Genomic DNA, 25,295 nt, shown 5'->3' on the forward strand with positions numbered 1-25,295 from the left:
TTCCTGTCCCCCCTCGAAGCTCATTCCGCCCAGGCGGAGTGATTTGGCTGTGCGCGTGTTTTTCGCCGCGCGCAGTGGACGATCACAGGAATCGTAACCATGACATTCAAGTGCAATTGCACGGGTTGGCCTCTGGTGGCCGGCCTTGCGGCAAGCGTGCTCGCGTGGCCGGGTTTCGCCGCCGCGCTGACACTCGATCAAGCGCTGCGGCTGGCCGAAAACAATGCGCCGTCGCTGACCGCACAAGATCAGAAAATCCAGGCCGCCAGCAGCGCGGCCATTCCGGCGGGTGAGTTGCCCGATCCCAAGTTGTTGCTCGGTTTGCAGAACTACCCCGTGGGCGGCCCGGATCGCTGGAGCGTCGATCAGGACTTCATGACCATGCAGATGGTCGGTTACCGGCAGGAGATGCCCAACGCAGACAAACGCAAGGCGCGCATCGAAGTTGCCGACGCCGCTATTGAGCGCGCGGCGGCCGAGCGCCGTGTCGAGCGTTTGAAGGTGCGTCAGGCGACGGCGCTGGCGTGGATCAGCGGCTATTCGGTCGAGCGCAAAGAAGCGTTGTTCCAAGACTTGTTCAAGGAAAACCGTCTGCTGAGCGAGACCGTCCGGGCGCAGATCGCCGGTGGCCGCGCGCAACCTGCCGACGCGGTAACGCCTAAGCAGGAAGCGGCCCGACTCGCCGAGCAACAGGACAACCTGACCCTCGAGCGCACCCAGGCCCGAGCCGCGCTCAAACGCTGGATCGGCACCGCCGCCAACGACAAGCCCGAGGGCGGTTTGCCCGTGTGGCCGGTCGATGCCTCGACCTTCAATCATCAACTGCAACACCATCCCGAACTGGCTGCTTTCGCCCCCATGACCCGCGAAGCCCAGGCCAGGGTGCAAGAGGCGGTGTCCGAGAAAAAGTCCGACTGGAGCTGGGAGGTGGATTACCAGCATCGGGGCCGCGAGTTTGGCGACATGGTCAGCGTGCAGTTTTCCTGGGATCTGCCGCTGTTTCCCGAGACGCGGCAGAACCCGAAAATCGCCGCCAGACAGGCCGAGGTCAGCCAACTGCAAGCCGAGCGCGAGGCCCTGTCCCGCGAGCACACCGAACAACTGGAAAACCAGTTGGCCGATTACCAGCGCCTCGATCGGGCCGTACGCCGCACCGAAGAAAGCCTGGTGCCGCTGGCCAGAGAGAAAGTCGATCTGAGCCTGGCCAGTTATCGCGCCGGCCAGGGCGATTTGAATGCGGTGGTCAGCGCCCGCCGCGAACTCATCGAGGCCCGCCTCAAACAGATCGACATGGAAGAACAACGCGCGCTGACCGCTGCGCGTCTGCATTTCGCTTATGGGGAGACCAGCCTGTGAACCGTAAACAATGGAACGGCGTGTGGCTGGCCGGCCTCGCGCTGGCGGTGGGCGTGGGTGGCGGTTACGGATTGACTTATCAGCGAATGAAGGGCGTGCCGGCTTCAGCCCCAGCGCCGAGCACCGAGCCCAAGGCCTTGTATTGGTACGACCCGATGTACCCGCAGCAAAAGTTCGACAAACCGGGCAAGTCACCCTTCATGGACATGCAACTGGTGCCCCGATACGCCAGCGGCGGGGAGGGCAGTGCGACCGTCAGCATTGATCCGGGGCTGAGTCAGAACCTCGGTCTGCGTGTGGCGCCGGTCAGTCGCGGCGCCTTCACCTCAAGCCTCGATGTGAGCGGTGTGCTGGGGTTCAACGAGCGCGATGTCGCGGTGATCCAGGCGCGCACCAATGGGTTTGTCGAGCGGGTCTACGCCCGAGCGCCGGGGGATGTGCTGACGGCTGGCGCGGCGTTGGCCGATATCCTCGTGCCGGAATGGACGGCGGCCCAGAGCGAGTTTCTGGCGCTCAGACGCAGCGGCGATGCCGACCTGATCGCGGCGGCGCGCCAGCGCTTGCGGCTGACCGGGATGCCGTCGAGCCTGATTGCTCAAGTGGAGCGCAGCGGCAAGGTGCAGTCCGAACTGACGGTCACCAGCCCTTTGGGCGGTGTGCTGCAAGCACTCGATGTGCGGGCGGGCATGACCGTGGCGAGCGGTGAAACCCTGGCGCGGGTCAACGGGCTGAACAGTGTCTGGCTCGCTGTGGCGGTGCCGGAATCGCAGACCGGTTCGGTTGCCGTGGGGCAGGCCGTCGAAGTGCGCCTGCCGGCCTTTCCCGGCAGAGTATTCAACGGAACGGTCAGCGCGATTCTGCCGGACACCAACCCGGACAGCCGAACCCTGCGCGTCCGGGTCGAGCTGGCCAATGCCGATGGCCACTTGCGGCCGGGGATGACGGCGCAAGTGCGGCTGATTCGATCAACCGGGCAGAGTCAATTGTGGGTGCCGAGTGAAGCCGTCATCCGCACCGGCAAGCGGGCTTTGGTCATGCTCGCCGAAGACGCGGGGCACTATCGCCCGGTGGAGGTTCGGCTCGGCCAGGAAAGCGCCGGCAGAACGGTGATCCTCGACGGCTTGGCAGAAGGGCAGAACGTCGTGACGTCCGGCCAGTTCCTGCTCGATTCCGAGGCCAGCCTCAAGGGCATCGTCGCCGAGCCGCTTGAAACGAGCGGGAACGTTTCGGGGAGTCAGCCATGATCGCCGCGCTGATTCGCTGGTCCGTCGCCAATCGTTTTCTGGTGCTGCTGGCAACGCTGTTCGTCACGGGCTGGGGCGTGTGGTCGGTGCAGAGCACGCCGATCGATGCGCTGCCGGATCTGTCCGATGTGCAGGTGATCATTCGCACGCCGTATCCCGGACAGGCGCCGCAGATTGTCGAAAATCAGGTGACCTATCCGCTGACCACCACCATGCTCTCGGTGCCGGGGGCGAAAACCGTGCGCGGCTATTCGTTCTTCGGTGACAGCTTCGTGTACGTGCTGTTCGAGGACGGTACCGATCAATACTGGGCGCGCTCGCGGGTGCTGGAGTACCTGAGCCAGATCCAGAGTCGATTGCCGGTCAGCGCCAAACCGGCGCTGGGTCCGGATGCGACCGGCGTTGGCTGGATCTATCAGTACGCTCTGGTGGATCGCAGCGGCGGGCATGATCTGGCGCAGCTTCGGGCGTTGCAGGACTGGTTTCTCAAGTTCGAGCTCAAGACCCTGCCTAACGTCGCCGAGGTCGCCACCGTCGGCGGCATGGTCAAGCAGTATCAGGTGCAGCCCGATCCGGTGCGGCTGGCCAGCCTCGGCATCACCCTGGCGCAGGTGCGCGAAGCCATCGGCAAGGCCAATCAGGAAACCGGTGGCGCGGTGCTGGAAATGGCCGAAACCGAGTTCATCGTACGGGCATCGGGCTACCTGAGAACCCTTGATGACTTTCGGGCGATCCCGTTAAAACTCGGTGCTGGCGGGGTGCCGGTAACTCTCGGCGATGTCGCAACGGTTCAGACCGGGCCGGATATGCGCCGGGGCATCACCGAGCTGGACGGCCAGGGCGAAACCGTCGGCGGCGTGGTAATCCTGCGCAGCGGCAAGAACGCCCGCGAGACCATCGCGGCGGTCAAGGCCAAACTCGATGACATGAAAAGCAGCCTGCCGCCCGGCGTGGAGATCGTCACCACCTACGATCGCAGCAAGCTGATCGATCGCGCCGTGGAAAACCTCAGCCACAAACTGCTCGAAGAGTTCATCGTCGTCGCGCTGGTGTGCGGGATCTTCCTCTGGCATTTGCGCTCTTCGCTGGTGGCGATCATTTCGTTGCCGGTGGGCGTGCTGATCGCCTTCATCGTGATGCGTTATCAGGGCTTGAACGCCAACATCATGTCGTTGGGCGGGATCGCCATCGCCATTGGTGCGATGGTCGATGCGGCGGTGGTGATGATCGAGAACGCCCACAAGAAAATCGAAGCGTGGCACGCGGCCAATCCGGGGCAGGCGCTCAAGGGCGAGCGTCATTGGCAAGTGATGACCGACGCGGCGGCGGAGGTGGGGCCGGCGCTGTTTTTCTGTTTGCTGATCATCACGCTGTCGTTCATTCCGGTGTTTACCTTGCAGGCCCAGGAAGGGCGGCTGTTCGGTCCGCTGGCGTTCACCAAGACCTACGCCATGGCAGCAGCTGCGGGATTGTCGGTGACGCTGGTGCCGGTGCTGATGGGCTACTGGATTCGCGGGCGGATTCCGGATGAACGCCACAACCCGCTCAACCGCTGGCTGATCCGGATCTATCAGCCGGCGCTGGACGTGGTACTGCGCCGGCCGAAATTCACTTTGCTGGTGGCGCTGTTGGTATTCGTCAGCGCGGCCTGGCCGATTTCGCGGCTCGGTGGCGAGTTCCTCCCGCCGCTGGACGAGGGTGATCTGTTGTACATGCCTTCGGCCTTGCCGGGTTTGTCGGCGCAAAAAGCCGCGCAGCTGTTGCAGCAGACCGATCGGCTGATAAAGACCGTGCCCGAAGTCGAGCATGTGTTCGGCAAGGCCGGCCGCGCGGAAACTGCGACCGACCCGGCACCTCTGGAAATGTTCGAAACCACGATCCAGTTCAAGCCCCACGATCAATGGCGTCCGGGTATGACTCCGGAAAAACTCGTGGAAGAACTGGATCGAGTGGTGCGCGTGCCGGGCCTGACCAACATCTGGATTCCGCCGATCCGCAATCGCATCGACATGCTCGCCACCGGGATCAAAAGCCCCATCGGCGTGAAGGTCGCCGGCAACGATCTGGCCCAGATCGACGCCGCGACCCAGGCTGTCGAGCGGGTGGCCAAAGGTGTGCCCGGCGTCAGTTCGGCACTGGCCGAGCGCCTGACCGGTGGCCGCTACATCGACGTGGATATCGACCGCAACGCCGCTGGCCGCTACGGGCTGAACATCAGCGATGTGCAATCCATCGTCGCGGGTGCCATTGGCGGGGAAAACGTCGGGGAAACCATCGAGGGGCTGGCGCGGTTTCCGATCAACATCCGCTACCCGCGAGAGTGGCGTGATTCGCCCGGCGCGCTGGAGCAATTGCCGATCTACACACCTTCGGGCAGCCAGATCACCCTCGGCATGCTGGCGAAGATCAAGGTCACGGACGGCCCACCGATGCTCAAGAGCGAGAATGCCCGGCCGTCCGGTTGGGTGTACATCGACGTGCGGGGGCGGGACATCGCTTCGGTGGTGGCTGATCTGCGTCACGCCGTCAGCGAACAGGTGAAATTGCAGCCCGGCATGAGCCTGAGCTATTCGGGGCAGTTCGAGTTTCTGGAGCGGGCCAATGCGCGGCTGAAACTGGTAGTGCCTGCCACGCTGCTGATCATCTTCGTGCTGCTCTACCTGACGTTTGCTCGCTTCGATGAGGCGCTACTGATCATGGCCACATTGCCGTTCGCATTGAGCGGCGGTGCGTGGTTCCTGTATTTGCTGGGCTACAACTTGTCGGTCGCCACCGGTGTGGGCTTCATTGCGCTGGCCGGGGTTTCGGCCGAGTTCGGCGTGATCATGCTGCTCTACCTGAAAAACGCCTGGGCCGAGCGCGAAGGCCTCGGCGACCACTCTGAACGTGGACTGGTCGCGGCGATTCGCGAAGGCGCTGTGCAACGCGTGCGCCCCAAGGCGATGACCGTGGCCGTGATCATCGCCGGCCTGTTGCCGATTCTGCTGGGCAGCGGCACCGGCAGCGAAGTCATGAGCCGCATTGCCGCGCCCATGGTCGGCGGCATGGTCACGGCGCCGCTGTTGTCCCTGTTTGTCATACCGGCGGCGTATCGCCTGATGCGCCGTCGACGGTTGCCCGCTGAAAACAAGTCACCTCAAAGCGCCGATGCTTCCATCCAGCCGTAACCCGGCGACGAAAAAAACCGGTGCGAACGTTCGCACCGGTTTTTTATTGTGAGGTCTGGTCTTCAGATCGAGCGCTGATTGACCCGCTGCATCAACTCTTCTGCCGACTCCTTGCGCTCGGAATAACGATCCACCAGGTCCGGTCGGTCACGCAGCAACAGCGTGAATTTCACCAGTTCTTCCATCACGTCCACCACCCGGTCGTACAGCGCCGAGGGTTTCATGCGGTTGCCTTCGTCGAATTCCAGATAGGCCTTGGGCACCGACGACTGATTGGGGATGGTGAACATGCGCATCCAGCGGCCCAGCACGCGCAGTTGATTGACCACGTTGAACGATTGCGAACCGCCGCAGACCTGCATTACCGCGAGGGTTTTACCCTGGGTCGGGCGGACCGCGCCGAGGGCCAGCGGCACCCAGTCGATCTGCGCCTTGAACACCGCCGACATCGCGCCGTGGCGTTCGGGCGAGCACCAGACCTGGCCTTCGGACCATTGCATCAGTTCGAGCAGTTCCTGGACTTTCGGGTGATCGCCGGGGGCATCATCCGGCAGTGGCAGGCCTGAAGGGTTGAAGATCCGCGTCTCGGCTCCGAAGTGCTCCAGCAGGCGGGCAGCTTCTTCTACCAGCAAGCGGCTGAAGGAGCGCGGGCGGGTCGAACCGTACAGCAAAAGGATGCGCGGCTTGTGGGCGCCTTCGTCATGCGTGGTTGTTTGAACCAGTGAAGGATCGAGGTTGGGCAGGTCGGTCATGTCGGCTCCGGTTACAGCGTGCTGACGCGGTCGAGCTCGCGCTTGAGGGCATCACGGTCAAGTTCGGCGAAGGGCAGGGCGAGGAAGGCTCGGCAGCGGGTTTCGATTCGGGCGAGGGTGGCGCGGAAGGCGGCGTCGATGGTGCGTTCATCGCCGCGCACATCCGACGGGTCTTCCAGCCCCCAATGGGCTTTCAGTGCCGGGCCGAAATACACCGAGCAGGCTTCACCGGCGGCCTTGTCGCACACGGTGATGACGATGTCCGGCGGGTTGTCTTCGAAGGCCTCGTTGCCCTTGCTCCTCAACCCGGCGATGGAAATGCCGGCCGCCTGCAACGTGGTCAGGCTGCGCGGCAGTACCTGGCCCTTGGGGAAGCTGCCGGCGCTGACTGCTTCGAAACCGGCCGGCGCCAGATGGTTGAACATCGCCTCCGAGAGAATGCTTCGGCAGCTGTTGGCGGTGCACATGAATAGAACGCGCATGATGAATCCTCTTTCCAGACAGGCGTTAAACGCTCAGGCGCAGGGCCAGGGCAGACAAGGTGATGAACAGAATCGGCAGGGTCAGCATCACGCCGGTCTTGAAGTAATAACCCCAGGTGATGCGGATTCCTTTGCGCTCCAGCACGTGCAGCCAGAGCAGCGTCGCCAGACTGCCGATGGGGGTGATTTTCGGGCCCAGGTCGGAGCCGATGACGTTGGCGTAGATCATCGCCTCGCGTATCACGCCGACGGCATCACTGGCCTGGATCGACAACGCGCCCACCAACACCGTTGGCATGTTATTCATCGCGGACGACAGCAGGGCGGTCAGAAATCCCGTACCCAGCGCCGCGCCCCAGAGCCCGGTGCCGGCCAGATAATTCAGTGCCGCCGCCAGATAATCCGTCAGCCCGGCGTTCTTCAGCCCGTACACCACCAGGTACATGCCGAGCGAAAAAATCACGATCTGCCAAGGGGCTTCGCGCAGTACACGCCGGGTCGAAATCACATGACCCCGCGCCGCCACCGCGAACAGCAGCGCCGCGCAGACTGCGGCAATCGCACTGATCGGAATGCCCAGCGGTTCCAGGGCGAACAGACCGATCAGGAGCAGCCCCAAGACGATCCAGCCGACCCGGAAAGTCAGCTGATCGCGGATGGCCAGTCGCGGATCCTGCAAGTCATCCAGTGAGTAATGTGTGGGTATGTCACGCCGGAAAAACCAGTACAGCACCGCCAGTGTGGAGGCCACGGCAACCACGTTGACCGGCACCATCACCGAGGCGTATTCGCTGAAGCCCAGGCCGAAATAATCGGCGGAAACGATGTTGACCAGATTGGACACCACCAACGGCAGGCTCGCGGTATCGGCGATGAAACCGGCCGCCATGACGAACGCTAAAGTGGAAGCCGCCGAGAAGCGCAGGGCGAGCAGTATCGAAATCACAATTGGCGTCAGGATCAGCGCCGCGCCATCGTTGGCAAACAGCGCAGAAACGGCCGCGCCCAGCAACACCGTAAAGGCGAACAGACGCCGGCCATCGCCCTTTGCCCAACGGGCGACGTGCAACGCGGACCACTGGAAAAAACCGGCTTCATCGAGCAACAGGCTAATGATGATGACGGCAATGAACGTCGCGGTCGCGTTCCAGACAATGCCCCACACCGTGGGAATATCGCCCAGAGTCACAACCCCGCTCAGCAGCGCCAGCACTGCGCCGAGCGTCGCACTCCAGCCGACACCCAGCCCCTTCGGCTGCCAGATGACCAGCACAATCGTGAACAGAAAAATGGCGAAAGCAAAAAACATGGGAATCCCGAAAGCCTGAGGCTTAGCAGCAAGCGGAGGTGTTGAGCGGGCGATCGCCCATGGCCGCCAGCCGCGCGCTGTTTTCTTCCAGCCAGGCGGTGTTGGCGGCGAGCGTGGTTTCAAGCAGCGTGCGAATCCATGCCGGCAGATCAGGGTTGAGCCGGTAATAAACCCACTGTCCCTGACGACGATCCAGCAACAGACCGCAGGTGCGCAGTTGCGCGAGATGGCGGGAGATTTTCGGCTGACTGTCGTCCAGCGCGCAGACCAGTTCGCAGACACACAACTCACCTTCACGGGTGATCAGCAGCGTGGCCCGGGCGCGGGTTTCGTCGGCGAGGCATTTGAAAACGGAGGCGGGGTTGAGCATGACGATGCCTTCAGAACATATGGTTGTCCGAATATACGGATATCCATATGTGATGGGCAAGTCTTGAGTTTGATGAAGTGGCAGCTCTCGACCGAAGGTGTGTTTAGCGCAGGCGCCTCAACGCTTGCCGAACGCCAGCCGCGCGGCGAACAGCACGAAAATCATCCCGGTGGTGCGATCCATCCAGCGAATCACCTTTTCCCGCCGCAGAAAACCGGACAACGGCTGCGTCGCGCCAATCAACACCAGCGACCAGATCAGCCCGAGCACCACGTGAATGCTCACCAGGCCGAACGTCCACGGCACCAGCGGCTGACCTTGCGGAATGAACTGCGGCAGAAACGACACGTAGAAAATCCCGATCTTCGGATTCAGCACATTCCCCAGCATGCCCTTGAAAAACCAGTTCGCCCCCGGCTTGCCGTCGGCCTCGGCCGGTGCCAGCGAACGGCGAGGGCGCAGCAGCATGTTCAACCCCAGCCACGCCAGATATGCCGCGCCGCAATACTTCAACAGGTTGTAGGCCAGCTCCGACACTGCAATCAACGCCCCCAACCCAAACGCCACCGCCGCGCCCCACAACAGACAACCGGCATTGATCCCCAGCGCCGCACGCAACGCCTGCCGCTTGCCTTCGACGGTGGCGGTGCGCAGCACCAGCGCGGTGTCGAGGCCGGGTGTCAGGGTCAGCAACGTGGCGGCGAGGGTGAAGGCGAGAAGGTTGTCGGCTATGGACATGGTGCGTGGGTTCCCTGTTCTGGATGGGGGAACGGTAGCGGTTTCAGGCGGGGGGATCCAGCAGTGCCGCTGGAATGATGTTAATTTGATGGCATACTGCGTCGACTTGAACGCGACACAGGAGCAGGACGTGAGCTTTTTTAAGGGAAAATTCGACTCGCTGAGCAACTTGGTTTCGGATGCGGTGGCAAGTAGCAAGGACGTGCTGAGCGATGCAAAGGATAAAAGTATCGAGTATTCGCAAAGGGTCTCCGACAGTGCTGTTGATATGTACTCAACAACCAGGAGCACGCTCACTGATGTCGCCGAAAGCACCGCGAACAGCACCGTAGTGACGGTGGCCAAAGAAAAGGCAATTGCGATCGGTGATGGTACGAAAGTAGCGTACGAGAAAGTAAGCGTCAGTATCAGCTCGGCCTACTCCAGCTCCAGCGAACGCGCGAAATCATACGCCAGTTTCAGCTCCGAGAAAGTCTCAGCCTATTTTTCAAAGACGATGGAAATCGATAAAGATACCGATCAAGTCGTTGCCGAGATCAAGGACAAGCTGCCAGTAAGGCCAAAGGATGTTGATCACATATTCGAGCAAACCAAACAGGAAGCCCTGCGCAGGGCTGTCTCTGCATTTTGCCTGGCGCCGGTGGTAGCGGGACTGGACAGGTCAAATGAGTTGAAGTATGCAAACTTGTCTCAGAGTTACGGTGAGTTTGCTGGTGACAACTGGCTTCATGGAAACAAGAATTTCTCGAAGTTGGCGGATGAGCGTTTCGAGACCCAGGAGAGACTCAAGAAATTTGCCGGGGTGCCGGGTGCAGTAGAGGCCAACAGACTCGAAAATGGCTATGACCCTGCACAGGGAAAAACTCTGGATCCGTTTTCGACAGACATCGAACACATCATTCCAAAGAAAGAAATTTATCAGGACATGATCCTGCGTCTGGCGACTGACGACGGGGAAATTATTGAGGCGATGAATTTCAGCGAGAATCTGATATTTGCCGATCAATCGCTGAATCGCTCGAAAAGTGATTTGGATCTGGTCCAGTACATCAAGAATCGAGGTACGCGTGATCCAGATGATTCGGACCGCATCATGTTCATTGTCGGCGTTGATAAGAAAGAAGTCTGGATTAGCGAGAAAGAAACCCTGGCCAAGTATGAAAAGGCGCAAGAGGAACTCGCAGCCCTTCGCCGCGAGGCCATGAAGGAAATAGGGCTGAGCGTGGCCAGCGCTGGCGCGCGAATGGCTGCTCAGCAAGTCGTCGGTCTGATTGTGACTGAAACGGTGGATATTTTTGTCGATGAGATCAAGGACGTCACCCAGAGCGGTCTGATCACCGATAAAAAGGGAATCATGGCTTCGCTCGACGAACGGAGAATGGCATTGGCGAACAAACTGAATGCTCGATTCGAGGAGCGTCAGATCATGCAGCGTGCCAAGGAGGCGGGTATCGAGGGTGGTATCGCTGGGGTATTGAGTTCAATTCCTCAGATATTGATTTCGATGTTGGTGAAGCTTCCAGCGCTTGTCCTGTCGATCATTCGGGAATGCACGCTTTCAACGGTTCGCTGTGTTCGGGTGATGCTGAGCAATCTTGAGGACAAGTACGAAAAAATTGGTGTGATTCTGTTTGGCGCTGCGACCACCGTGATCGGACTCTACGTTGCCACCACCCTTTCCAAGGCGCTGATGAGTGTGCCTCTGTTGAATTTGTTCAATCACTCGGTTGCTGATGTGCTCTCTGGTGTGTTGGTAACGGCGGTTCCGCTCGCTGCAATTTATGTGTTTGATCAAAATAAATCGAAATTCATGTTTAAGAGGGTCCACGAAGAAGATGTAGGTTTGGGCGCTGTTTAAATAATTTAATTAATGTTAATGGGGGTGTATTTATTGTTCGCAGAATAAGTACACCCATTTTTGTTTTTTATTACCCGGTTTTAAATATGGATGCGCTGGCTGTTAGTGGGTCGTTCGGAAAAAACTGAACTGTCGGAGTTCTGCGTTTTCAATTGTATGCGGCGTCGCAGTACAAAATAAAAAACACGCTGCTGAGTTTTTGCTTGAGGGCCTAAGGGTGTTTTGAATGAGAAGGGCATTCACTTTTCAGGGGCGCAGAAGAACATCCAAAATGTTAGGTGAATAAAGGAAGTTCACGATGAAGCAAGTGGTTGATGAGTCAAGGAATATAAAAGTAGTTTTTTATAAAGAGTTGCCCGAGTCGGAATTGCTGCGGGATAGTGTGATTTATATTTCGCCGGGGTTAGACAAGTGGAACGATTTCGGTTATAGAACGAAAGTTAAAATTCTAATTTATTTGAAGGGTCAGGGCGATGTAAGGGTTGATGGGTATATCGGTTTTATTACAAACTCCCCAAAGGACTTGAATGGGGTGGATAGGTTGAATGAGTTGCTGGAAGGCGGGAGCGCTGTTGTTTCGCCCGCTGCAATGGGGCATGATTTTTTTACAATGTTGCCCGATATGGAATCCTACCGAAGATTGTCTAGAGAATTTGGGGTTGATAATGCGGTTCTGATATTAAGATCGATAAATGACCTGGTGGTTTTGGGCGAGTTTAAAACGCAAGCAAATTGGTTGGCTTTGGCATGCGGGTCTGATGTTTTTCTAAAGTCTTTCATGAGGAATACGGAGTCTTTTTTTGCGTTCAATAATGCCGGTTCGATCCTTCGCGGTCAGGCATATGAGAGATTCCGTAATATGTCAAATAGCTTGAGTATTACCTTTCAGTTAGCGGGTAAGTTAAACCCGCATGAGATGTTATTCAGGTTTGGACACGATGAGGAACTGCCCAAGCGCATTGCGGTGGTCATTGGCGAAAATGGTGTTGGAAAAAGTCAGACGCTGGGGAGAATAGTTTACTCAGCTATAACGGGGAGTCTGGATCTGAAGGACGCTGATACCCATCAGCGTCCAACATTTAATAGAATATTAGCGTTTGCACCTACCAATGAAACCGGGTCGGTGTTCCCGAGCGATCGACGAAAACGTTCGCGAGTCTGGTACAAAAGATTCGCTCTTAACCGGGCCGGCGCGTCGCAAAGAGCTAGAGGTCGTGTTTCAGATTCAATCATTCAGGTTTTACGTTCGGAAGAATACCTAGGTGATTTTTCAAGGTGGAATTTGTTTTTGGAATCCTTGGAAGCCATTAACAGGCGACAAGAGATCTGTCTTCAATATAAGGACGAGGTTGGAGGTTTTGTGGCGCTGGAGGAATTGAGCGTCAACGGTGATGAGCGGGCGCTGAATATTTATGCGTCTATTGATTCTCGCAAAGACCCCGTTAGAGTTATTGATGGTGTGGGGTATCCATTAAGCAGTGGTGAAATTTCATTTTTAAGGTTTGCTGCTCAAGCCAGTCTGTATGTGGAAAACGGTTCGCTATTATTGCTTGATGAGCCAGAAACACATTTGCACCCTAGTTTTATAAGCAAGTTTGTTGATTTGCTTGATCGCTTGCTTGAGTTGACGGGTTCGGCAGCTGTTATTGCAACGCACTCTGTATATTTTGTAAGAGAGGTGTTTCCCGAGCAGGTTTCCGTGCTTAGAGTTAACAGTGAAGGGCGTGTCGAGACGCCGGTTACTGCGTTGCAGACATTTGGGGCGGATGTTGGGGCTATATCGTATTTTGTGTTTAATGAAGATAAACCATCAAATTTGGCGTTGAAGGTCGAAAGGCGACTGTTGGAGATTTATGACCAGTGGGAGGAGTTGTATGACGATTACAAAGACAAGCTTTCTTTAGAGGTTTTGAGTTCGTTGCGCCGTGCCTTGGAGACGAAAACCAATGAATAAATTGTCTCGGCCTTCCTATGATGATGTTTCGGCTATCGTCGCTCTTTCAGGAAATTTGCGTACAAAAAGTCACGCAGCGATCAGGTCTTCACTTTCGGTTATTCGGTATAACTATAATCAGTATATTTTTGCGGAAGGTAATGCTTTTGTCGTTTCTCCTGTAAGGATTTCTGCGGCAACGGGTGCCTTTTTGAAAGGTCACTATGCTTCGCCTCCTAAAGAGTTGAAGTATATAAAAGAAATGAGGGATAAAAGCAGGTATTTGGGCTGCCCTATGTGTGGATCCTTGCTAAGTGGTACTTTAGATCACGTGTTGCCCAAAGAGATTTACCCTGAGTTTTCGGTGTTTTCCCAGAATCTTGTTCAAGCATGTCAGTGTAATTCTCTACGAAAAGAAACGTTGATGGGTGTAGGGAATGAAAGAATTCTGCACCCGTACTTTGATGGGTGTTTGTCCGAACGTTTGATTACCGCGCGCTTTGAAGATCTTGGTCCTGTTCCTAGAGTAACGGTAGCGCTTTCTGTTGATGCAGCGCACCACAATTACTCAGCAGTTTCGTTTCACGTCCGAGAGGTGGTATTAAAAACAGGAATTGTTGGGTATTTGAGCACGCAGTGGGGCAGCTTAATACGAAAGCCAAGTTTGGTTATAAGGTCCCTTGAGGAAAATCCAGGCACTTTGATTGAATTGGAAGCGGCGTTGATTAAGGAGCGAGATACCATCGATGATGCTCGAGGTGGTCGAAATACGTGGGACTCCGTATTTATAAGCGGCTTGCTGGATCCGGTGGTGTCTTTGTGGATATTCCAGTCAATGCATAAGCCAGGAAGAATGGCAAATGGTCCATTAGCTTAGACCCAATAAAAGAGTGGTGAGTTGATGGCCATATGGAGGTGGCCATTCTAGGTCTCTAGGATACGCGGCGCGTCGAGGACGCTTTACGCATGGTCAAGGAGGCCAAAAGAATTACATACGAAGGCAGCGGTGCGACAGGTAAGCAGGCTACCAAACCGATCTTTTTTTTTAAGTGGATATAGCCGAATTCAATGCGAATTCGGACGCATCAATTCTTGAAAATGAATAGTCGCCTAATTTCGGCACGGGCTTCCGTTGGATTTTCGGTAACGGTAGCGGTTTCAGGCAGGGGGATCCAGCAGGGAAATCAGGCGCGGTTCGATGCGGTCGGGTTGTATCTCGAGGATCGCCAGCGTGACCGGCAATTTGAAACGCCGAGGGCCGGCGCTGCCGGGGTTGACGTAGAGACGCTCACCGCGCCATTCGATGCGGGGTTTGTGGGAGTGGCCGGTGATGATGAGCCTGATGCCCGGATCGAGATCGGCGGGAACGTCGGCGATGTCGTGGACGAGGAGGGTTGGCCAGCCGTTGAGGGTGAAGGTCAGGAGGTCGGGAAGGTTTTCGGCCCACGGGCTGTCGAGGTCGTTGTTGCCGCGCACGGCGTGAACGGGGGCGATTTTGGCCAGTTGGGCGAGGATTTCCGGGTTGCCGATGTCGCCGGCGTGGATGATCTGGTCACAACCCTGGAGCGCGGTGAGGGCTTCGGGGCGGAGGAGGTTGTGGGTGTCGGAGATCAGGGCGGTTTTCATGGATATCTCCGTTGACGTTTTGAAAGACGAATTGCTGGTTCGGTTATATATGAAGCCATTTAACGGTATCAAATAATTTGAACCGCTTCAGGACGCTCTCGCCTAATGATCAGCTTGTGGAAAAATTCATAGGCAATGTGCCAATACCGGCACTTCGAGAGGTGGTCGACGTGGCTAAAGAAGAGAAGAAAAATAAAGGTGAGTCCTCGATAAATGCCAAGGAATTGAAAGACAAAAAATCGTCCCCGACGAAAAAGTCAGCGGCAGCCTCGGCGCTTGCCAAATCGTCCGAAAAGAAAGACAAGAAGAAAGATGCCGAACCAAAAAAATCTCACAAGAAAGCTGATGGTAAATCAACCAAAGCTAAGAAATCAGACAAAGCAGAAAAACCGGCGAACAAGAAAAAGTGATATCAGCTAGGGCTACTGGCCCTAGCGTCCTCCACCTGTATTTCCAATCATTATTACCTCTCGCAGCCGTTGCCGTGTATTGGTTCACTTCCGCTATTTGCAAGAACCTCAACCCCTGCTCATGCAGAGTGCATGCTTATATTTGGCCATCATATTGCGCAAGCCGTTGATGTTTAATGCCATTTAAAAGCTGAGGTGCTGGCACAAAATATGCGAGATCTATCTGGAATAACGCAAGAATTGCCGAGCTGGATCGGCTAACAATAATCCGTGATAGAGGCCTCAAATGAACGCCATCGACCTTCTGAAAACTGACCACGAAAAAGTTAAAGGCATTCTGAATCAACTCAGTGAATCCACCGATCGCGCATTAAAAAAACGGGCGGAGTTGCTGGACAAGCTTGAACTGGAAATTTCCATTCATACTCAGCTCGAGGAGCAGATTCTGTATCCGGCTTTCAAGGAAGCAGGCGGTAAGGAACAGGATGAAATGTATTACGAGGCGAAGGAAGAACATCGCACGGTAGATTCACTGGTATTGCCAGACCTGAAGTCTACCGATCCTTCTACGCCCGAGTTTGCCGGCCGCGTGAAGGTGGTCAAGGAGCTTCTGGAACACCATATCGAGGAAGAGGAAACCGAGATGTTTCCCCAAGCCAAAAAGCTGCTGGGCAATACCAAGCTCGAGGAGTTGGGCAAGGAAATGGAAGTGATGAAAGCTTCACTGAAGAAAAGCCTCAGCGGGTCGAATATGGCGGCCTGAACGAATAGATAGACGGACCTGCGGCGCGATCAAAAGCCCGGCTTAATGCCGGGCTTTTCATTTGGTTACGCCTGGCACATCCATGTTTATCTTGCGCCAACACGCTTCAGAGAAACTGTAAACCGAGAAGGCAATCAGCCCCAGAGCCATCACCATCAAGACAAGCCATCCAGCGGGTAGATTCTGGAGTGCGTCCAGCGCTTCCTTCATGCCGGGTGGGTCCATTGCTTGATAAGCGGAACCGCTCACTGCCAGCAGCAAAGCAGTTTCTATAAACACGACTCCGCGGGCGATCAGGCCGAATTGTGACACCGGACGGACGTAACGCATGACCTCGTCGTCGGCCTCAAAATACTTTTCGAACGAAGCCTTCCATCCCTTGATGATGTGAGCCACTCCAACGCCCAGTGGTATGAGCGCGATCAGATACAACAATAAATTCGAGTGCTCCCACGACAGAAGATGCGCCAGCCAATCCTTGGTTTGCTCTCCTGAATGGCTCGAGTTTCGGGTGCCGCTCACGAGCAGGCCCAATGCGAAGAACGCGAGAGCACCGTTGACCAAACCTCCTGCAAACAGGCCTGCACGAATCACCAGACCCTTGAATTGCGTGCCGTGATGATCGACATCGCGTACGGCTTGCAGGACACGCCATGCCGAAAATGCAAGCAGACCCGCCACCACAAGTCCCACCAGAAAATAGCCGAACGGTTGGCTCAGCAAGGCCTCCAGGCTTTTGTGACTGTCCTTCGGTTTTGTCGAGTCATGGGCTGCCATCAAGGCAAATATACCGATGATCAAATAGAGCATCCCGCGGGAGGCGTATCCACCCCGAGCGAGTATTACCAGGTTGCGCTGCGCGGACATTGGATTTACTTCCGAGAGGTCATAAAAGAGCAGACCGTCCTTTCTGGAGGGGGTTCTATTACAAGTCGTAGATGATCGCGCCAACTGTGGACCCAAGGGCGATGTGAGCTGTTGTTGCGGGCTGGACGATCCTGACCCATCATTTGGGTTTCAGCGGTTATCGCTGTCGTGTATTGGATGTCGAATTGAAGGTATTGGGTGGCGATGTGGAAGGCGTAGTGTTGGGCGAGAAGATTCAGCGTGAAGCAGATCGACTGCTGGCGCAGATTGTCCGGGCAGATTCGATGATCATTGCTGTCAAGGCAGGGGCGCGGGCGGATGGATTCGTGCTGGGACTGGAAACCGGCGGAGCTTTGCGTACCGGCGATGCCGAACGGCTGTACATCATTTTTGAAGCCGCACTGGTCGAGCGTCTGAAGTCCTTGTCGCGAGGCTGATCAGATCACGTGACTGGATCGAAATTCATGAACAGTCATCTGCTTGAACTATAAGCTGACCACTCAGTCAGGATAGGTGCCGATTACCATTCTGAGGGTGTCATCCATGCGCAATTACACGATCACGTACCTGTTCAACGACCAGCCCCGTACCCATCAGCTCGAACTGAAGCAGCCTGGATTGCCCATTCAGGACGCGGCCATGCACTTGTTGCAGTTACATTTCGGGGATGGCGAGAACAGCCTGATCATGCCTGACGCAGACTCGACACCTGAGGAGATTATCGAGCAGGCGAGTCTGGTCGGAATCACTCGAATCGAAGTGGTGGATGCCCAAGGCGAGTAGGGTGATCCGCTCCGACTGAGCCAACGTTCATTTCAAAGCCACTGCTCTTGATAACGGCTTCGAAGCACGTGGTTCAGGGTATTGCTGCGGGACGGCCATTGTTGCAACCTCATTGTTCATTTTCAGTATGGGACGAGGGCATGGACTGGAGTGACATGCGGGTCTTCCTGGCGATTGCCCGCAGTGGCTCGCTCGGTGGTGCCGCCAGGCAGTTGGGGGTCAGTCACCCGACCGTCGGGCGGCGCCTGCAGGTGCTTGAACAAACCAGCGGGCAAACCTTTTTCCTGCGGACGGCTCAAGGGCTGGTGCTCACGGATGTTGGTGAGAGGATTCTCAGTCTGGCGCAGGACATGGAACACAGCGCCTTGGCCATCGAGCGTCGTTTGGCAGGACATGGCGATCAGCCGGAAGGCCTGTTGCGCATATCCTCGGCCGACTGGTTCGCCTGCCATGTGTTGGCGCCGGTCCTGAGCGAACTGGTGCAACGGTATCCGTTGATCGTTCCTGAAGTCATCGCCGGGCATCGTCTGTTCGACCTCGCTCGCCGGGATGCCGACATCGCCTTCCGGATCGTGCCTTTCACCGAACCCGACATCGTCCACCGCAAGCTGACAACCCTGACTTACGGACTCTACGCCGCTTTGCATGCTCAGGCGCCGCAGCCGGACGGTGAAGGCCTGGGGCTGATCCTCATGAACGTTGCCCAGGCTCATTACCCCGACGTGCATTGGTTGCAGCAGCGGTATCCGCGGGCCCGCACAGTGTTCACCAGCAGCAGCCGTACAGTTCAGGCGCAAATGTGCGCGAAGGGGCTTGGCGTTGCCGTATTGCCCCGCGTCCTCGGCGACTCCATATCAGGACTGCGCCTGCTGGATGAGGATGAGCCGCCACCAGGGCGGGACATCTGGATGGGTTATCACCAGGACATGCGCCAGATGTCCCGGTTGCGTGCGCTGGCCGACCTCGCTTCCAGCATGATCGGCGCGGGGTAGCCCCCTCAGGTCAAACGGACAGCCGATACCTCCGGTACATGCACTGGCTGGCGCGCTAACGTCAGGCTTATAGCTGCTCCCACGGCCAGACAGACGGCGATGCACAGTACAGCGATAGTGAACGCGTAAGCGATGCTGACTGCCGTAGCCGGTTCTCCCAGCAAGGTATAAAAGACACCGCCAATCAGCGCGACGCTCAGTGATGTGCTGATTTGCAGCGTTGCACTGGTGATGCCTGCGATCATTCCGGCATACGCCGGCGCGACCCGCCCCGTGACCATGCGCATCAACGTCGGCAGGCCCAAGCCTTGTCCCAGACCGATCAGGAACAGGATGATCGTGAGTGATGTGAAGGGCGGGGCGAGGGTGGTCGGTGTCACTGACACGAGCCAGCCCAGCCATAGCAGTCCGAAAACCTCCAGTCCCATGCCTATGGGATTCACGTAGCCCCCGAGGATGCGTCTGAGTAGAGGGACCGACAGGGGGCCGAGCAGAAACCCAGCGCCGAACGGCAGGAAAATCAGCCCGGCATGCAGCGCGGTCATATGCAGCGCGCCTTGCAGGTAAATCGAAAACATCAGAAAAAACACACCGATTGAATAGAAGCAAAGCGCGACCAGTAGCGCTCGCCCCAGGCCCGGCGCTTTCAGTACGGCCGGTGCGAGGATGGGGGTCCCACCAGTTCGGTGCAAGCGGTTCTCGTAGCGCCAGAACAATACCGCCAGCACAGGGCTGGCGGCCAGTGAAAGCCATGCCCACAACGGCCATCCCGCCTCGCGACCTTCAATCAAAGGCACGACCAGAGCGGTCAGGGTCAGCATCGAAAATGCTGTGCCCACCAGATCCAGCTTGTTGGCATTCTGCGCACGGGTTTCTTTCAGCACAGGGATGCCGAACGCAATCACCAGCAACGCAATCGGTAGATTAACGAGAAAAATCGCCCGCCACCCCATGCCCAAAACGTCGATTTCAATCAAAAAGCCGCCCAGTGCCTGACCGATCACGGATGCCAGCCCAAACACGGCTCCGTACAGGCTCAATGCCAATGGTCTTTCCGACGCCGGAAAAATCGCCTGCACCGATGCGAGCGCCTGAGGAGCCATTACGGCGGCGGTCACCCCCTGCAAGGCTCGTCCGAGGATGAGGATCCACGGCGAACCTGCCACGCCACACATCAGTGACGCGGCGGCAAAACCCAGCAGGCCAAGGAAGAACATCCGCCCGCGACCGTACAGGTCGCCGAGTCGCCCGCCGGTAATCAGCGTCACGGCATAGAGCGTCGCGTAGGAAGAAATCACCAACTGCTCGGCAGAGGAACCTGTCCCCAAGTCGTCCTGTATCGAGGGCAGCGCGACGTTGACGATAAAAAAATCCAGGGGCGGTAGAAACGCACCGACGAGCAAGATGGCAAACATCAACCAGCGCCGGGGTTCGGACACTTCGATTTCGATTCGAGACATGACAGGCATCCTGTAGGGAAACTCAGGTTTGACGACAAGTGAAAGGCAAGGCTTCGCGCCCGCTCGGACCAAGTCATGGGTCCCAATTTAGGGAGTCACTCCTGCGTTTTCGCCTTACAAAACTGCACGATCAATGTTCATTCCTGTCAGTGCCGCTCTACTCCGATGACGCTCACCATGAGCAAGGTCGTTTCAGACGACCTCTTTATCAACGACCGAGGAGTCAGACATGTCAGGAAAATTCAGCGATCAGGTTGCCGTAGTGACCGGCGGTTCCACGGGGATCGGATTTTCCATTGCGCAAGCCTTGATCGCCGAGGGCGCCAAACGCGTTTACATCACTGGACGGGCAGCGGTAATGCTGGAGGCGGCGGTTGCCAGACTCGGCGACAAAGCTGTCGCGGTGGTTTCCGACGTCTCGCGCCAAGCCGATCTCGACGCGCTCAAAGCGACAATCCAGGCGCGGGACGACCGGCTTGACGCGGTCTTCGCGAATGCCGGGATCTGTGAGAAAAATCCCCTCGGAGAGACCAGCGAGGCTGCTTACTACGCCATGTTCGACGTGAACGTGAAAGGCGTTTTTTTCAGCGTTCAAACACTTCTTCCCTTGATGAAAGACAATTCGTCCATCGTCTTGACCGCCTCAATCTGCTCCAGCAATGGTATGGAGGGATTGAGTCTGTACAACGCGTCGAAGGCCGCGGTGCGATCATTTGCACGCACGTGGGCCAACGAACTCAAGGACCGCAAAATCCGCGCAAATGTGTTGAGCCCTGGCTTCACACGCACGCCGCTGATGGACAACGGGCTGAAAATGAGCGAGAGCGACATCGCTGCACTACGCCAATACGTCGAGCAAATCACGCCATTGGGCTACATGGCACAACCTGAAGAAATCGCCAGCGCGGCACTGTTTTTGGCCTCGGTCGACGCCAGATATGTGAACGGCGTGGAGCTGATGGTCGACGGTGGTTTGTCGCAAATCTGAAGTCTCTGTCGCTGCGAACGGCCTGTTCCACGACATAAAAAGAGGGCGGACACTGGAGATTGGACCTGGTCACAATCGGCAACGTTTGCTCTGGCCGATAGCTGCCATCCACCATGGCAGCTTCGGTCAACACTCATTCCGCAGCCGGCGGACTCTGGCGTAGTCGTAGGCAATGACGCAAGGCGTTGTAGCCTTGAGGAAGTAACGCAGAGTGTCTTCAAACAGCGAAGGCCGAAACCCTTAAACAACCTCCGATGGTTCCTTCAATAACCGTCGTATTGGATCTTTCCCTGGCGTTCTGCTGCCCTGAACTGGCTCCGGCCAGGCGTTCACGCAGGATGCCGGACCCGGCTGGCATCTCTGGAGGGCGGGCACCCGAACTGGCGACTGTATTCCCGGCTGAATTGCGACGGGCTTTCGTAGCCCACTCGATAACAGGCGCTCGCCACATCCAGCCCTTCGCCGAGCAACAGCCGGCGGGCTTCCTGCAGGCGCAGTTGTTTCTGATACTGCAGCGGACTCATGGCTGTCACCGCCTTGAAGCGATGATGCAATGTGGAGTTGCCCAAGTTGGCGACCCGGGCGAGTTCTTCGATGCGCAAGGGTTGGGTGTAGTGGTTGTTCAACCAATCGATTGCCCGGGTTACCCGTCGCGTTTGCGAGTCGCCGAGGGCAAGCTCATACAGACGACGTCCATGCACACCCCGCAGGAGGCGGTAATACAACTCGCGAAGGGCGAGCGGTGCCAGCATGCCGATGTCTTTCGGTGTTTCCAGCAGCCGGACCAGCCGCAGCATGGTTTCCAGCAGCGGCACATCGACTTTCTCAAGAAAAAGGCCAAGCTCCGGCTCGTCCGGGACGCCCGCCGGTGGAGCGTCGGCGATGACCTGAGCGATTTCCGTGGGCTCGAAATCAAACCGGATACACAGGTAGGGCGCCTCCGGGCTGGCCATCAGCACGCGACCGGACACCGGAAGGGTGACCGAAACCACCAGGTAGCTGAGGGGGTCGTAAAGGTACTGGTCGTCACCCAGGCCGATTTCCTTTTGTCCTTGCACGATCAGGCAAAGTGCCGGTTTGTGCACGGTATGGATCAGCTCCGAAGGTGCATCGAAACGGATGACATGCAGGGGCGCTATGGCGGTCTCATAGATCCCGGGTGTGGTAAAGCGTTGCGTCAGCAGGCGAACCAGTTCGTCACGGTAGACGGCTGTGTTTTGAAGGATGAAAGCATCGCTCTGTTCCATTTCAAGGCTCTCACAAGTGTTGATGAACGTCTGCCTGAAGCTTTTCAGGCAGACGATATTCGCCCGACATCATCAAAGTACTCATTGCCGATACAGGATCATTCCGGCGTGATACAGCACGTCGTCATGAAAGTGGCCGTCAGCGGTGAAGCCGGTGTCGTCCCAGTACTGGATGTAATCACCGACCAGTTCATAGCGGCCCTGATAGGCGCTCTTGTTTTTACCACGGGCCTCGTCGTAACGACCAGTCGTCAGAAGCTCATGACGGATGAATCCATCCGCGGTAACCCACATGCCTGCGTAACGATGGTCCTGAGTGGTTTTTTTGGCATCTTTCATCACTTTTCTCCTCGGATGTTCAGACTGAGCCGATACGGCCCAAAGCCGTGCGATCAGAGCCGTTTTCGGCAACGCGAAAACCCGGAGTGCGATCACTGCCACCTTCAGTTACGCGCATGCCGGGGGTGCGGTCCGAACCATCAGCGGCAACGCGGAACCCTGGAGTGCAGTCACTGCCGCCTTCAGTGACGCGCATGCCTGGCGTGCGGTCCGAACCATCAGCGGCAACGCGGAACCCCGGAGTGCGGTCACTGCCACCTTCACTCACGCGCATGCCGGGAGTTCGATCAGCACCGTCAGCGGCCAGGTACAGGCTGGTCGAGGAAAGGTTGATCGCGCAGGCCACCATCGCGCCGATCACCAGTGAAAGGGAAAGCCGTTTTGCGTTTTTCATTGTTCAGTCCTCATTGACGTTGTTCATCTGAGCGGCCTGCCGTGGCCTGTGTCTGCATCCGTTGCGTGCTTTCAGATTACGTAGCCGAGCGCAGCGGTGTTAGGACGAAACTGCCGCAGATTTGCCTGATCCTCTCGGGTTGGTCGGGCATGTCCTGCGGCGCGTTTGTGCTGCGGCTCAGCCGGCCGTGACCGTCATGCCGCCGTCGGCCATGACCACCGAACCGACCATGAAGCTGGCCCGGTCCGAGGCGATGAACGCGACCACTTCGGCGATTTCTTCCGGTTGGGCGGCGCGGCCGATCGGTGCGGCTTCACCATGTTGGGCGAGAAAGGCAGGGCCGTCGTCGACCACATTGTTGAGGATGTTGGTCACCACATCGCCGACACCGACAGCATTGACCCGGATGCCGTGGCCAATGACCTCAAGCGCCAGGGTGCGCGTCAGTTGGGCCAGCGCGCCTTTGGAGGCGGTGTAGGCCGCAATGGTGGGGAAGGCGAAATAGGAGGCGTAGGACGCGATGTTGACGATCGATCCGGACTTGTTGGGCATCATCGCTTTGACCGCCTCCCGGCTATGCAAAAAGGCCGCCGTGGCGTTGACCGCCTGAATGCGTTCCCAGTCTTCGCGGGTCATGTCGATGACCAGTTTATTGATGATAATGCCGGCGTTGTTGACCAGAATGTCCAGCCGCCCGAATTGCTCGACGGCCAGGGCGACCGCGCGCTCGGCTGCCCCGTCCTGAGTGATGTCGGCCACCAGGGGGACCAGGCCGGGGCGTGCCAGTGCTTCGACCTCAGGGTTTATATCTTCAGCAATGACCTGGGCGCCGCGGGCATGCAGCAGCAGTGCGATGGCCTTGCCGATGCCACTGGCCGCGCCAGTGACCAGTGCGACTTTACCGGCCACTTCGTTTGGGGTGCTGTTCTTGAAGTCGGTCATGATGTTCTCCAGCGTTTTTGATCGAGTAGGGATAAGCCGTGTTGGCGCCGGCGAGGCGCTTTCATCGGCGACGGGCCTACTGTCTCGCAGCGAGGCAAAGTCGGCTTTCGTGAGATTGCCCACGCTGTCGGGGTTTTGCGCTGAATGTCAGTGAGGGAGGTTCGGTGCTCGATTCAACCCACGGGAAAAGCCCGATATCATCGAGCCGGTCTGCGTGACACGGCGTGCGGGCAAGCATCCGAGACCTGTCTGGCTTCGCACAGCCGAATCTGAAAAGGACGAGTTCATGGCAAATACCGGGCGTACCTCCCAGGACGGGTTGTCGACATCCTCTCGAGACTTGCGCATCAACGGCGAGTCGATGGGTGAGTTCCTGCCAGGCGAACCGCAGGCGTTACCCTCGCGTCCGGAAATCACGGACGTGGTGATTCAGCTGTTTACCCATCGCAGCGTTACTGAGCCCATTCTCGTGCCTGCAGTGGTGGAACCGCTGCTCGTTCTGGTTCTGGCCGGGGCGGCGACGGTAGAGGAGCGTGCATTGGGGGGCGAGTGGGAAGCTGCGCAGGTCAGTGCCGGCGATTTTTTCCTCACCAGTTCCGATGAGCCGTATGAAATGCGCTGGCAGACGCACGGAGGCGATACCTTCGAAGTCATGCATCTTTATCTGGGGCTGCCCTTGATCGAGCAAGCGTCTCGAGAGCTGTCGGGCCAGCACGCCGGGTCTGTGCGTTTGCGCGATGTTTCAGGGGCACGGGACGGGCGCGTCGCGTTTGTCATGGAGCAGTTGCGCACCGAGCTGCTATTGGAACGCTCGCCCAGCGCGCTTTTCGCCCGCTCTCTGGCGCAGGCGCTGGCCGTGCATCTGGTGCGCAGCTATCTCGCTGAAAGCCAGCCCGGGCGTCGGGTCAACGCCTTGCAAGCCTACAAACTGCGCAAAGTCACCGACGCCATGCGCGCGCAACTGAGCGCTGAATTCAGCCTGGCAACACTGGCCAGCCTTGCCGAGCTGAGCGAGTACCACTTCAGCCGCCTGTTCAAGCGGGCGACGGGGCTGTCGCCATCGCAGTACTTCATTCGCATGCGTATGGTTCGTGCGCGGCACCTGCTACTGGAAACCCGCCTTAGCATCATCGACGTCGGGCTGGAGGTCGGTTACTCAAGCCCCAGTCACTTCTCGCAGGTCTTTCGTCGTGAAGTGGGCGTAACGCCCAGCGAGTTCCGTGGAGCGTGAGCGGCGCTTCATTACAAATTTGCAGGCGATGCACACAGACACGA

At 57.6% G+C, this 25,295-nt stretch carries 25 protein-coding genes; 13 read left to right on the plus strand and 12 right to left on the minus strand.

All coding sequences use genetic code 11. From position 1 onward, the window contains the following. The first annotated feature begins 99 nt into the window (after positions 1–99). Genes ABFB52_RS13410 through ABFB52_RS13420 form a run of 3 tightly spaced genes read left to right on the plus strand, consistent with a single transcriptional unit; the run spans position 100 to position 5,767 of the window. Complete coding sequence (locus ABFB52_RS13410; protein ID WP_129972606.1) at positions 100–1,356, plus strand: TolC family protein; 1,257 nt, start codon at positions 100–102, stop codon at positions 1,354–1,356. Continuing rightward, positions 1,353–2,600: an efflux RND transporter periplasmic adaptor subunit gene (locus tag ABFB52_RS13415; RefSeq protein ID WP_129972605.1), complete on the plus strand. Its 1,248-nt coding sequence runs from the start codon at positions 1,353–1,355 to the stop codon at positions 2,598–2,600. Before ABFB52_RS13410 ends, ABFB52_RS13415 begins: the two co-directional genes overlap by 4 nt. Next, a complete protein-coding gene (locus tag ABFB52_RS13420; RefSeq protein ID WP_129972604.1) occupies positions 2,597–5,767 on the plus strand; it encodes an efflux RND transporter permease subunit in 3,171 nt (1,056 codons plus the stop codon). Before ABFB52_RS13415 ends, ABFB52_RS13420 begins: the two co-directional genes overlap by 4 nt. 62 nt (positions 5,768–5,829) lie before the next feature. Here ABFB52_RS13420 and arsH read toward each other — a convergent pair whose 3' ends face one another. From arsH to ABFB52_RS13445, 5 genes are all read right to left on the minus strand, one after another. Continuing rightward, complete coding sequence (gene arsH, locus ABFB52_RS13425; RefSeq protein WP_085604534.1) at positions 5,830–6,519, minus strand: arsenical resistance protein ArsH; 690 nt, start codon at positions 6,517–6,519, stop codon at positions 5,830–5,832. Between the two features lie 11 nt (positions 6,520–6,530). Further along, positions 6,531–7,001 (minus strand): arsenate reductase ArsC, encoded by a 471-nt coding sequence (locus ABFB52_RS13430; RefSeq protein ID WP_129972603.1) that lies wholly within the window; start codon positions 6,999–7,001, stop codon positions 6,531–6,533. Positions 7,002–7,026: 25 nt separating this feature from the next. Further along, complete coding sequence (locus ABFB52_RS13435) at positions 7,027–8,310, minus strand: arsenic transporter (RefSeq protein ID WP_129972602.1); 1,284 nt, start codon at positions 8,308–8,310, stop codon at positions 7,027–7,029. Between the two features lie 22 nt (positions 8,311–8,332). Continuing rightward, positions 8,333–8,680, minus strand: a complete 348-nt coding sequence (locus ABFB52_RS13440) for a metalloregulator ArsR/SmtB family transcription factor (protein ID WP_064381911.1) — start codon at positions 8,678–8,680, stop codon at positions 8,333–8,335. Positions 8,681–8,797: 117 nt separating this feature from the next. After that, entirely contained in the window at positions 8,798–9,418 is a 621-nt protein-coding gene (locus tag ABFB52_RS13445) for a LysE family translocator (RefSeq protein WP_129972601.1), read from the minus strand. Between ABFB52_RS13445 and ABFB52_RS13450 the strand changes: the two genes are divergently transcribed. The 3 genes from ABFB52_RS13450 (at position 9,411) to ABFB52_RS13460 (ending at position 14,086) form a co-directional block, all read left to right on the plus strand. Continuing rightward, positions 9,411–11,276 carry a hypothetical protein gene (locus ABFB52_RS13450; RefSeq protein ID WP_129972600.1) on the plus strand — a complete coding sequence of 622 codons (1,866 nt, stop codon included), beginning with the start codon at positions 9,411–9,413 and terminating at the stop codon, positions 11,274–11,276. The two genes, ABFB52_RS13445 and ABFB52_RS13450, sit on opposite strands and share 8 nt — an antisense overlap. 298 nt (positions 11,277–11,574) lie before the next feature. Further along, complete coding sequence (locus ABFB52_RS13455; protein ID WP_129972599.1) at positions 11,575–13,230, plus strand: AAA family ATPase; 1,656 nt, start codon at positions 11,575–11,577, stop codon at positions 13,228–13,230. After that, positions 13,223–14,086 (plus strand): hypothetical protein, encoded by an 864-nt coding sequence (locus tag ABFB52_RS13460; protein WP_129972598.1) that lies wholly within the window; start codon positions 13,223–13,225, stop codon positions 14,084–14,086. Before ABFB52_RS13455 ends, ABFB52_RS13460 begins: the two co-directional genes overlap by 8 nt. 281 nt (positions 14,087–14,367) lie before the next feature. Here the strand turns inward: ABFB52_RS13460 and ABFB52_RS13465 are convergent, their stop codons facing one another. Next, positions 14,368–14,835 (minus strand): metallophosphoesterase family protein, encoded by a 468-nt coding sequence (locus tag ABFB52_RS13465; RefSeq protein WP_129972597.1) that lies wholly within the window; start codon positions 14,833–14,835, stop codon positions 14,368–14,370. 170 nt (positions 14,836–15,005) lie between these two features. On the opposite strand from ABFB52_RS13465, the gene ABFB52_RS13470 reads away from it, so the two are divergent. Further along, positions 15,006–15,245, plus strand: a complete 240-nt coding sequence (locus tag ABFB52_RS13470; RefSeq protein WP_129972596.1) for a hypothetical protein — start codon at positions 15,006–15,008, stop codon at positions 15,243–15,245. Between the two features lie 286 nt (positions 15,246–15,531). Further along, the gene (locus ABFB52_RS13475) at positions 15,532–16,008 is read left to right on the plus strand and encodes a hemerythrin domain-containing protein (RefSeq protein WP_129972595.1); all 477 of its coding nucleotides are present in this window, start codon (positions 15,532–15,534) and stop codon (positions 16,006–16,008) included. A gap of 57 nt (positions 16,009–16,065) precedes the next feature. On the opposite strand, the gene ABFB52_RS13480 is transcribed toward ABFB52_RS13475, so the two are convergent. Continuing rightward, the gene (locus ABFB52_RS13480) at positions 16,066–16,875 is read right to left on the minus strand and encodes a DUF1206 domain-containing protein (RefSeq protein ID WP_129972594.1); all 810 of its coding nucleotides are present in this window, start codon (positions 16,873–16,875) and stop codon (positions 16,066–16,068) included. Positions 16,876–17,081: 206 nt separating this feature from the next. Here ABFB52_RS13480 and ABFB52_RS13485 point away from each other — a divergent pair, with 206 nt between their 5' ends. The 3 genes from ABFB52_RS13485 to ABFB52_RS13495 all read left to right on the plus strand — a co-directional run bounded on the left by ABFB52_RS13485 (position 17,082) and on the right by ABFB52_RS13495 (position 18,650). Beyond that, entirely contained in the window at positions 17,082–17,312 is a 231-nt protein-coding gene (locus ABFB52_RS13485) for a hypothetical protein (protein WP_129972668.1), read from the plus strand. A gap of 106 nt (positions 17,313–17,418) precedes the next feature. Then, positions 17,419–17,658 carry a hypothetical protein gene (locus ABFB52_RS13490; protein ID WP_102686744.1) on the plus strand — a complete coding sequence of 80 codons (240 nt, stop codon included), beginning with the start codon at positions 17,419–17,421 and terminating at the stop codon, positions 17,656–17,658. Positions 17,659–17,798: 140 nt separating this feature from the next. Beyond that, a complete protein-coding gene (locus ABFB52_RS13495) occupies positions 17,799–18,650 on the plus strand; it encodes a LysR family transcriptional regulator (protein ID WP_129972593.1) in 852 nt (283 codons plus the stop codon). A gap of 5 nt (positions 18,651–18,655) precedes the next feature. On the opposite strand, the gene ABFB52_RS13500 is transcribed toward ABFB52_RS13495, so the two are convergent. Further along, entirely contained in the window at positions 18,656–20,110 is a 1,455-nt protein-coding gene (locus ABFB52_RS13500; RefSeq protein ID WP_129972592.1) for an MFS transporter, read from the minus strand. 229 nt (positions 20,111–20,339) lie between these two features. Here ABFB52_RS13500 and ABFB52_RS13505 point away from each other — a divergent pair, with 229 nt between their 5' ends. Then, positions 20,340–21,098: an SDR family oxidoreductase gene (locus ABFB52_RS13505; RefSeq protein ID WP_129972591.1), complete on the plus strand. Its 759-nt coding sequence runs from the start codon at positions 20,340–20,342 to the stop codon at positions 21,096–21,098. 329 nt (positions 21,099–21,427) lie between these two features. Here ABFB52_RS13505 and ABFB52_RS13510 read toward each other — a convergent pair whose 3' ends face one another. From ABFB52_RS13510 to ABFB52_RS13525, 4 genes are all read right to left on the minus strand, one after another. Next, on the minus strand, positions 21,428–22,345 hold the full coding sequence (locus ABFB52_RS13510) for an AraC family transcriptional regulator (RefSeq protein WP_102718781.1): 918 nt from the start codon (positions 22,343–22,345) through the stop codon (positions 21,428–21,430). 81 nt (positions 22,346–22,426) lie between these two features. Beyond that, positions 22,427–22,684: an Atu4866 domain-containing protein gene (locus ABFB52_RS13515; protein WP_039773158.1), complete on the minus strand. Its 258-nt coding sequence runs from the start codon at positions 22,682–22,684 to the stop codon at positions 22,427–22,429. A gap of 19 nt (positions 22,685–22,703) precedes the next feature. Then, positions 22,704–23,078, minus strand: a complete 375-nt coding sequence (locus tag ABFB52_RS13520) for a hypothetical protein (RefSeq protein WP_129972590.1) — start codon at positions 23,076–23,078, stop codon at positions 22,704–22,706. 177 nt (positions 23,079–23,255) lie between these two features. Further along, positions 23,256–24,020: an SDR family oxidoreductase gene (locus tag ABFB52_RS13525; RefSeq protein ID WP_011333890.1), complete on the minus strand. Its 765-nt coding sequence runs from the start codon at positions 24,018–24,020 to the stop codon at positions 23,256–23,258. 286 nt (positions 24,021–24,306) lie between these two features. Between ABFB52_RS13525 and ABFB52_RS13530 the strand changes: the two genes are divergently transcribed. Continuing rightward, positions 24,307–25,251, plus strand: a complete 945-nt coding sequence (locus ABFB52_RS13530) for an AraC family transcriptional regulator (protein ID WP_129972589.1) — start codon at positions 24,307–24,309, stop codon at positions 25,249–25,251. Positions 25,252–25,295 lie beyond the last annotated feature (44 nt).

It is taken from the genome of Pseudomonas sp. 9.2(2024) (assembly GCF_039695385.1).
GTDB classification, from domain to species: Bacteria; Pseudomonadota; Gammaproteobacteria; order Pseudomonadales; family Pseudomonadaceae; genus Aquipseudomonas; species Aquipseudomonas paraglycinae.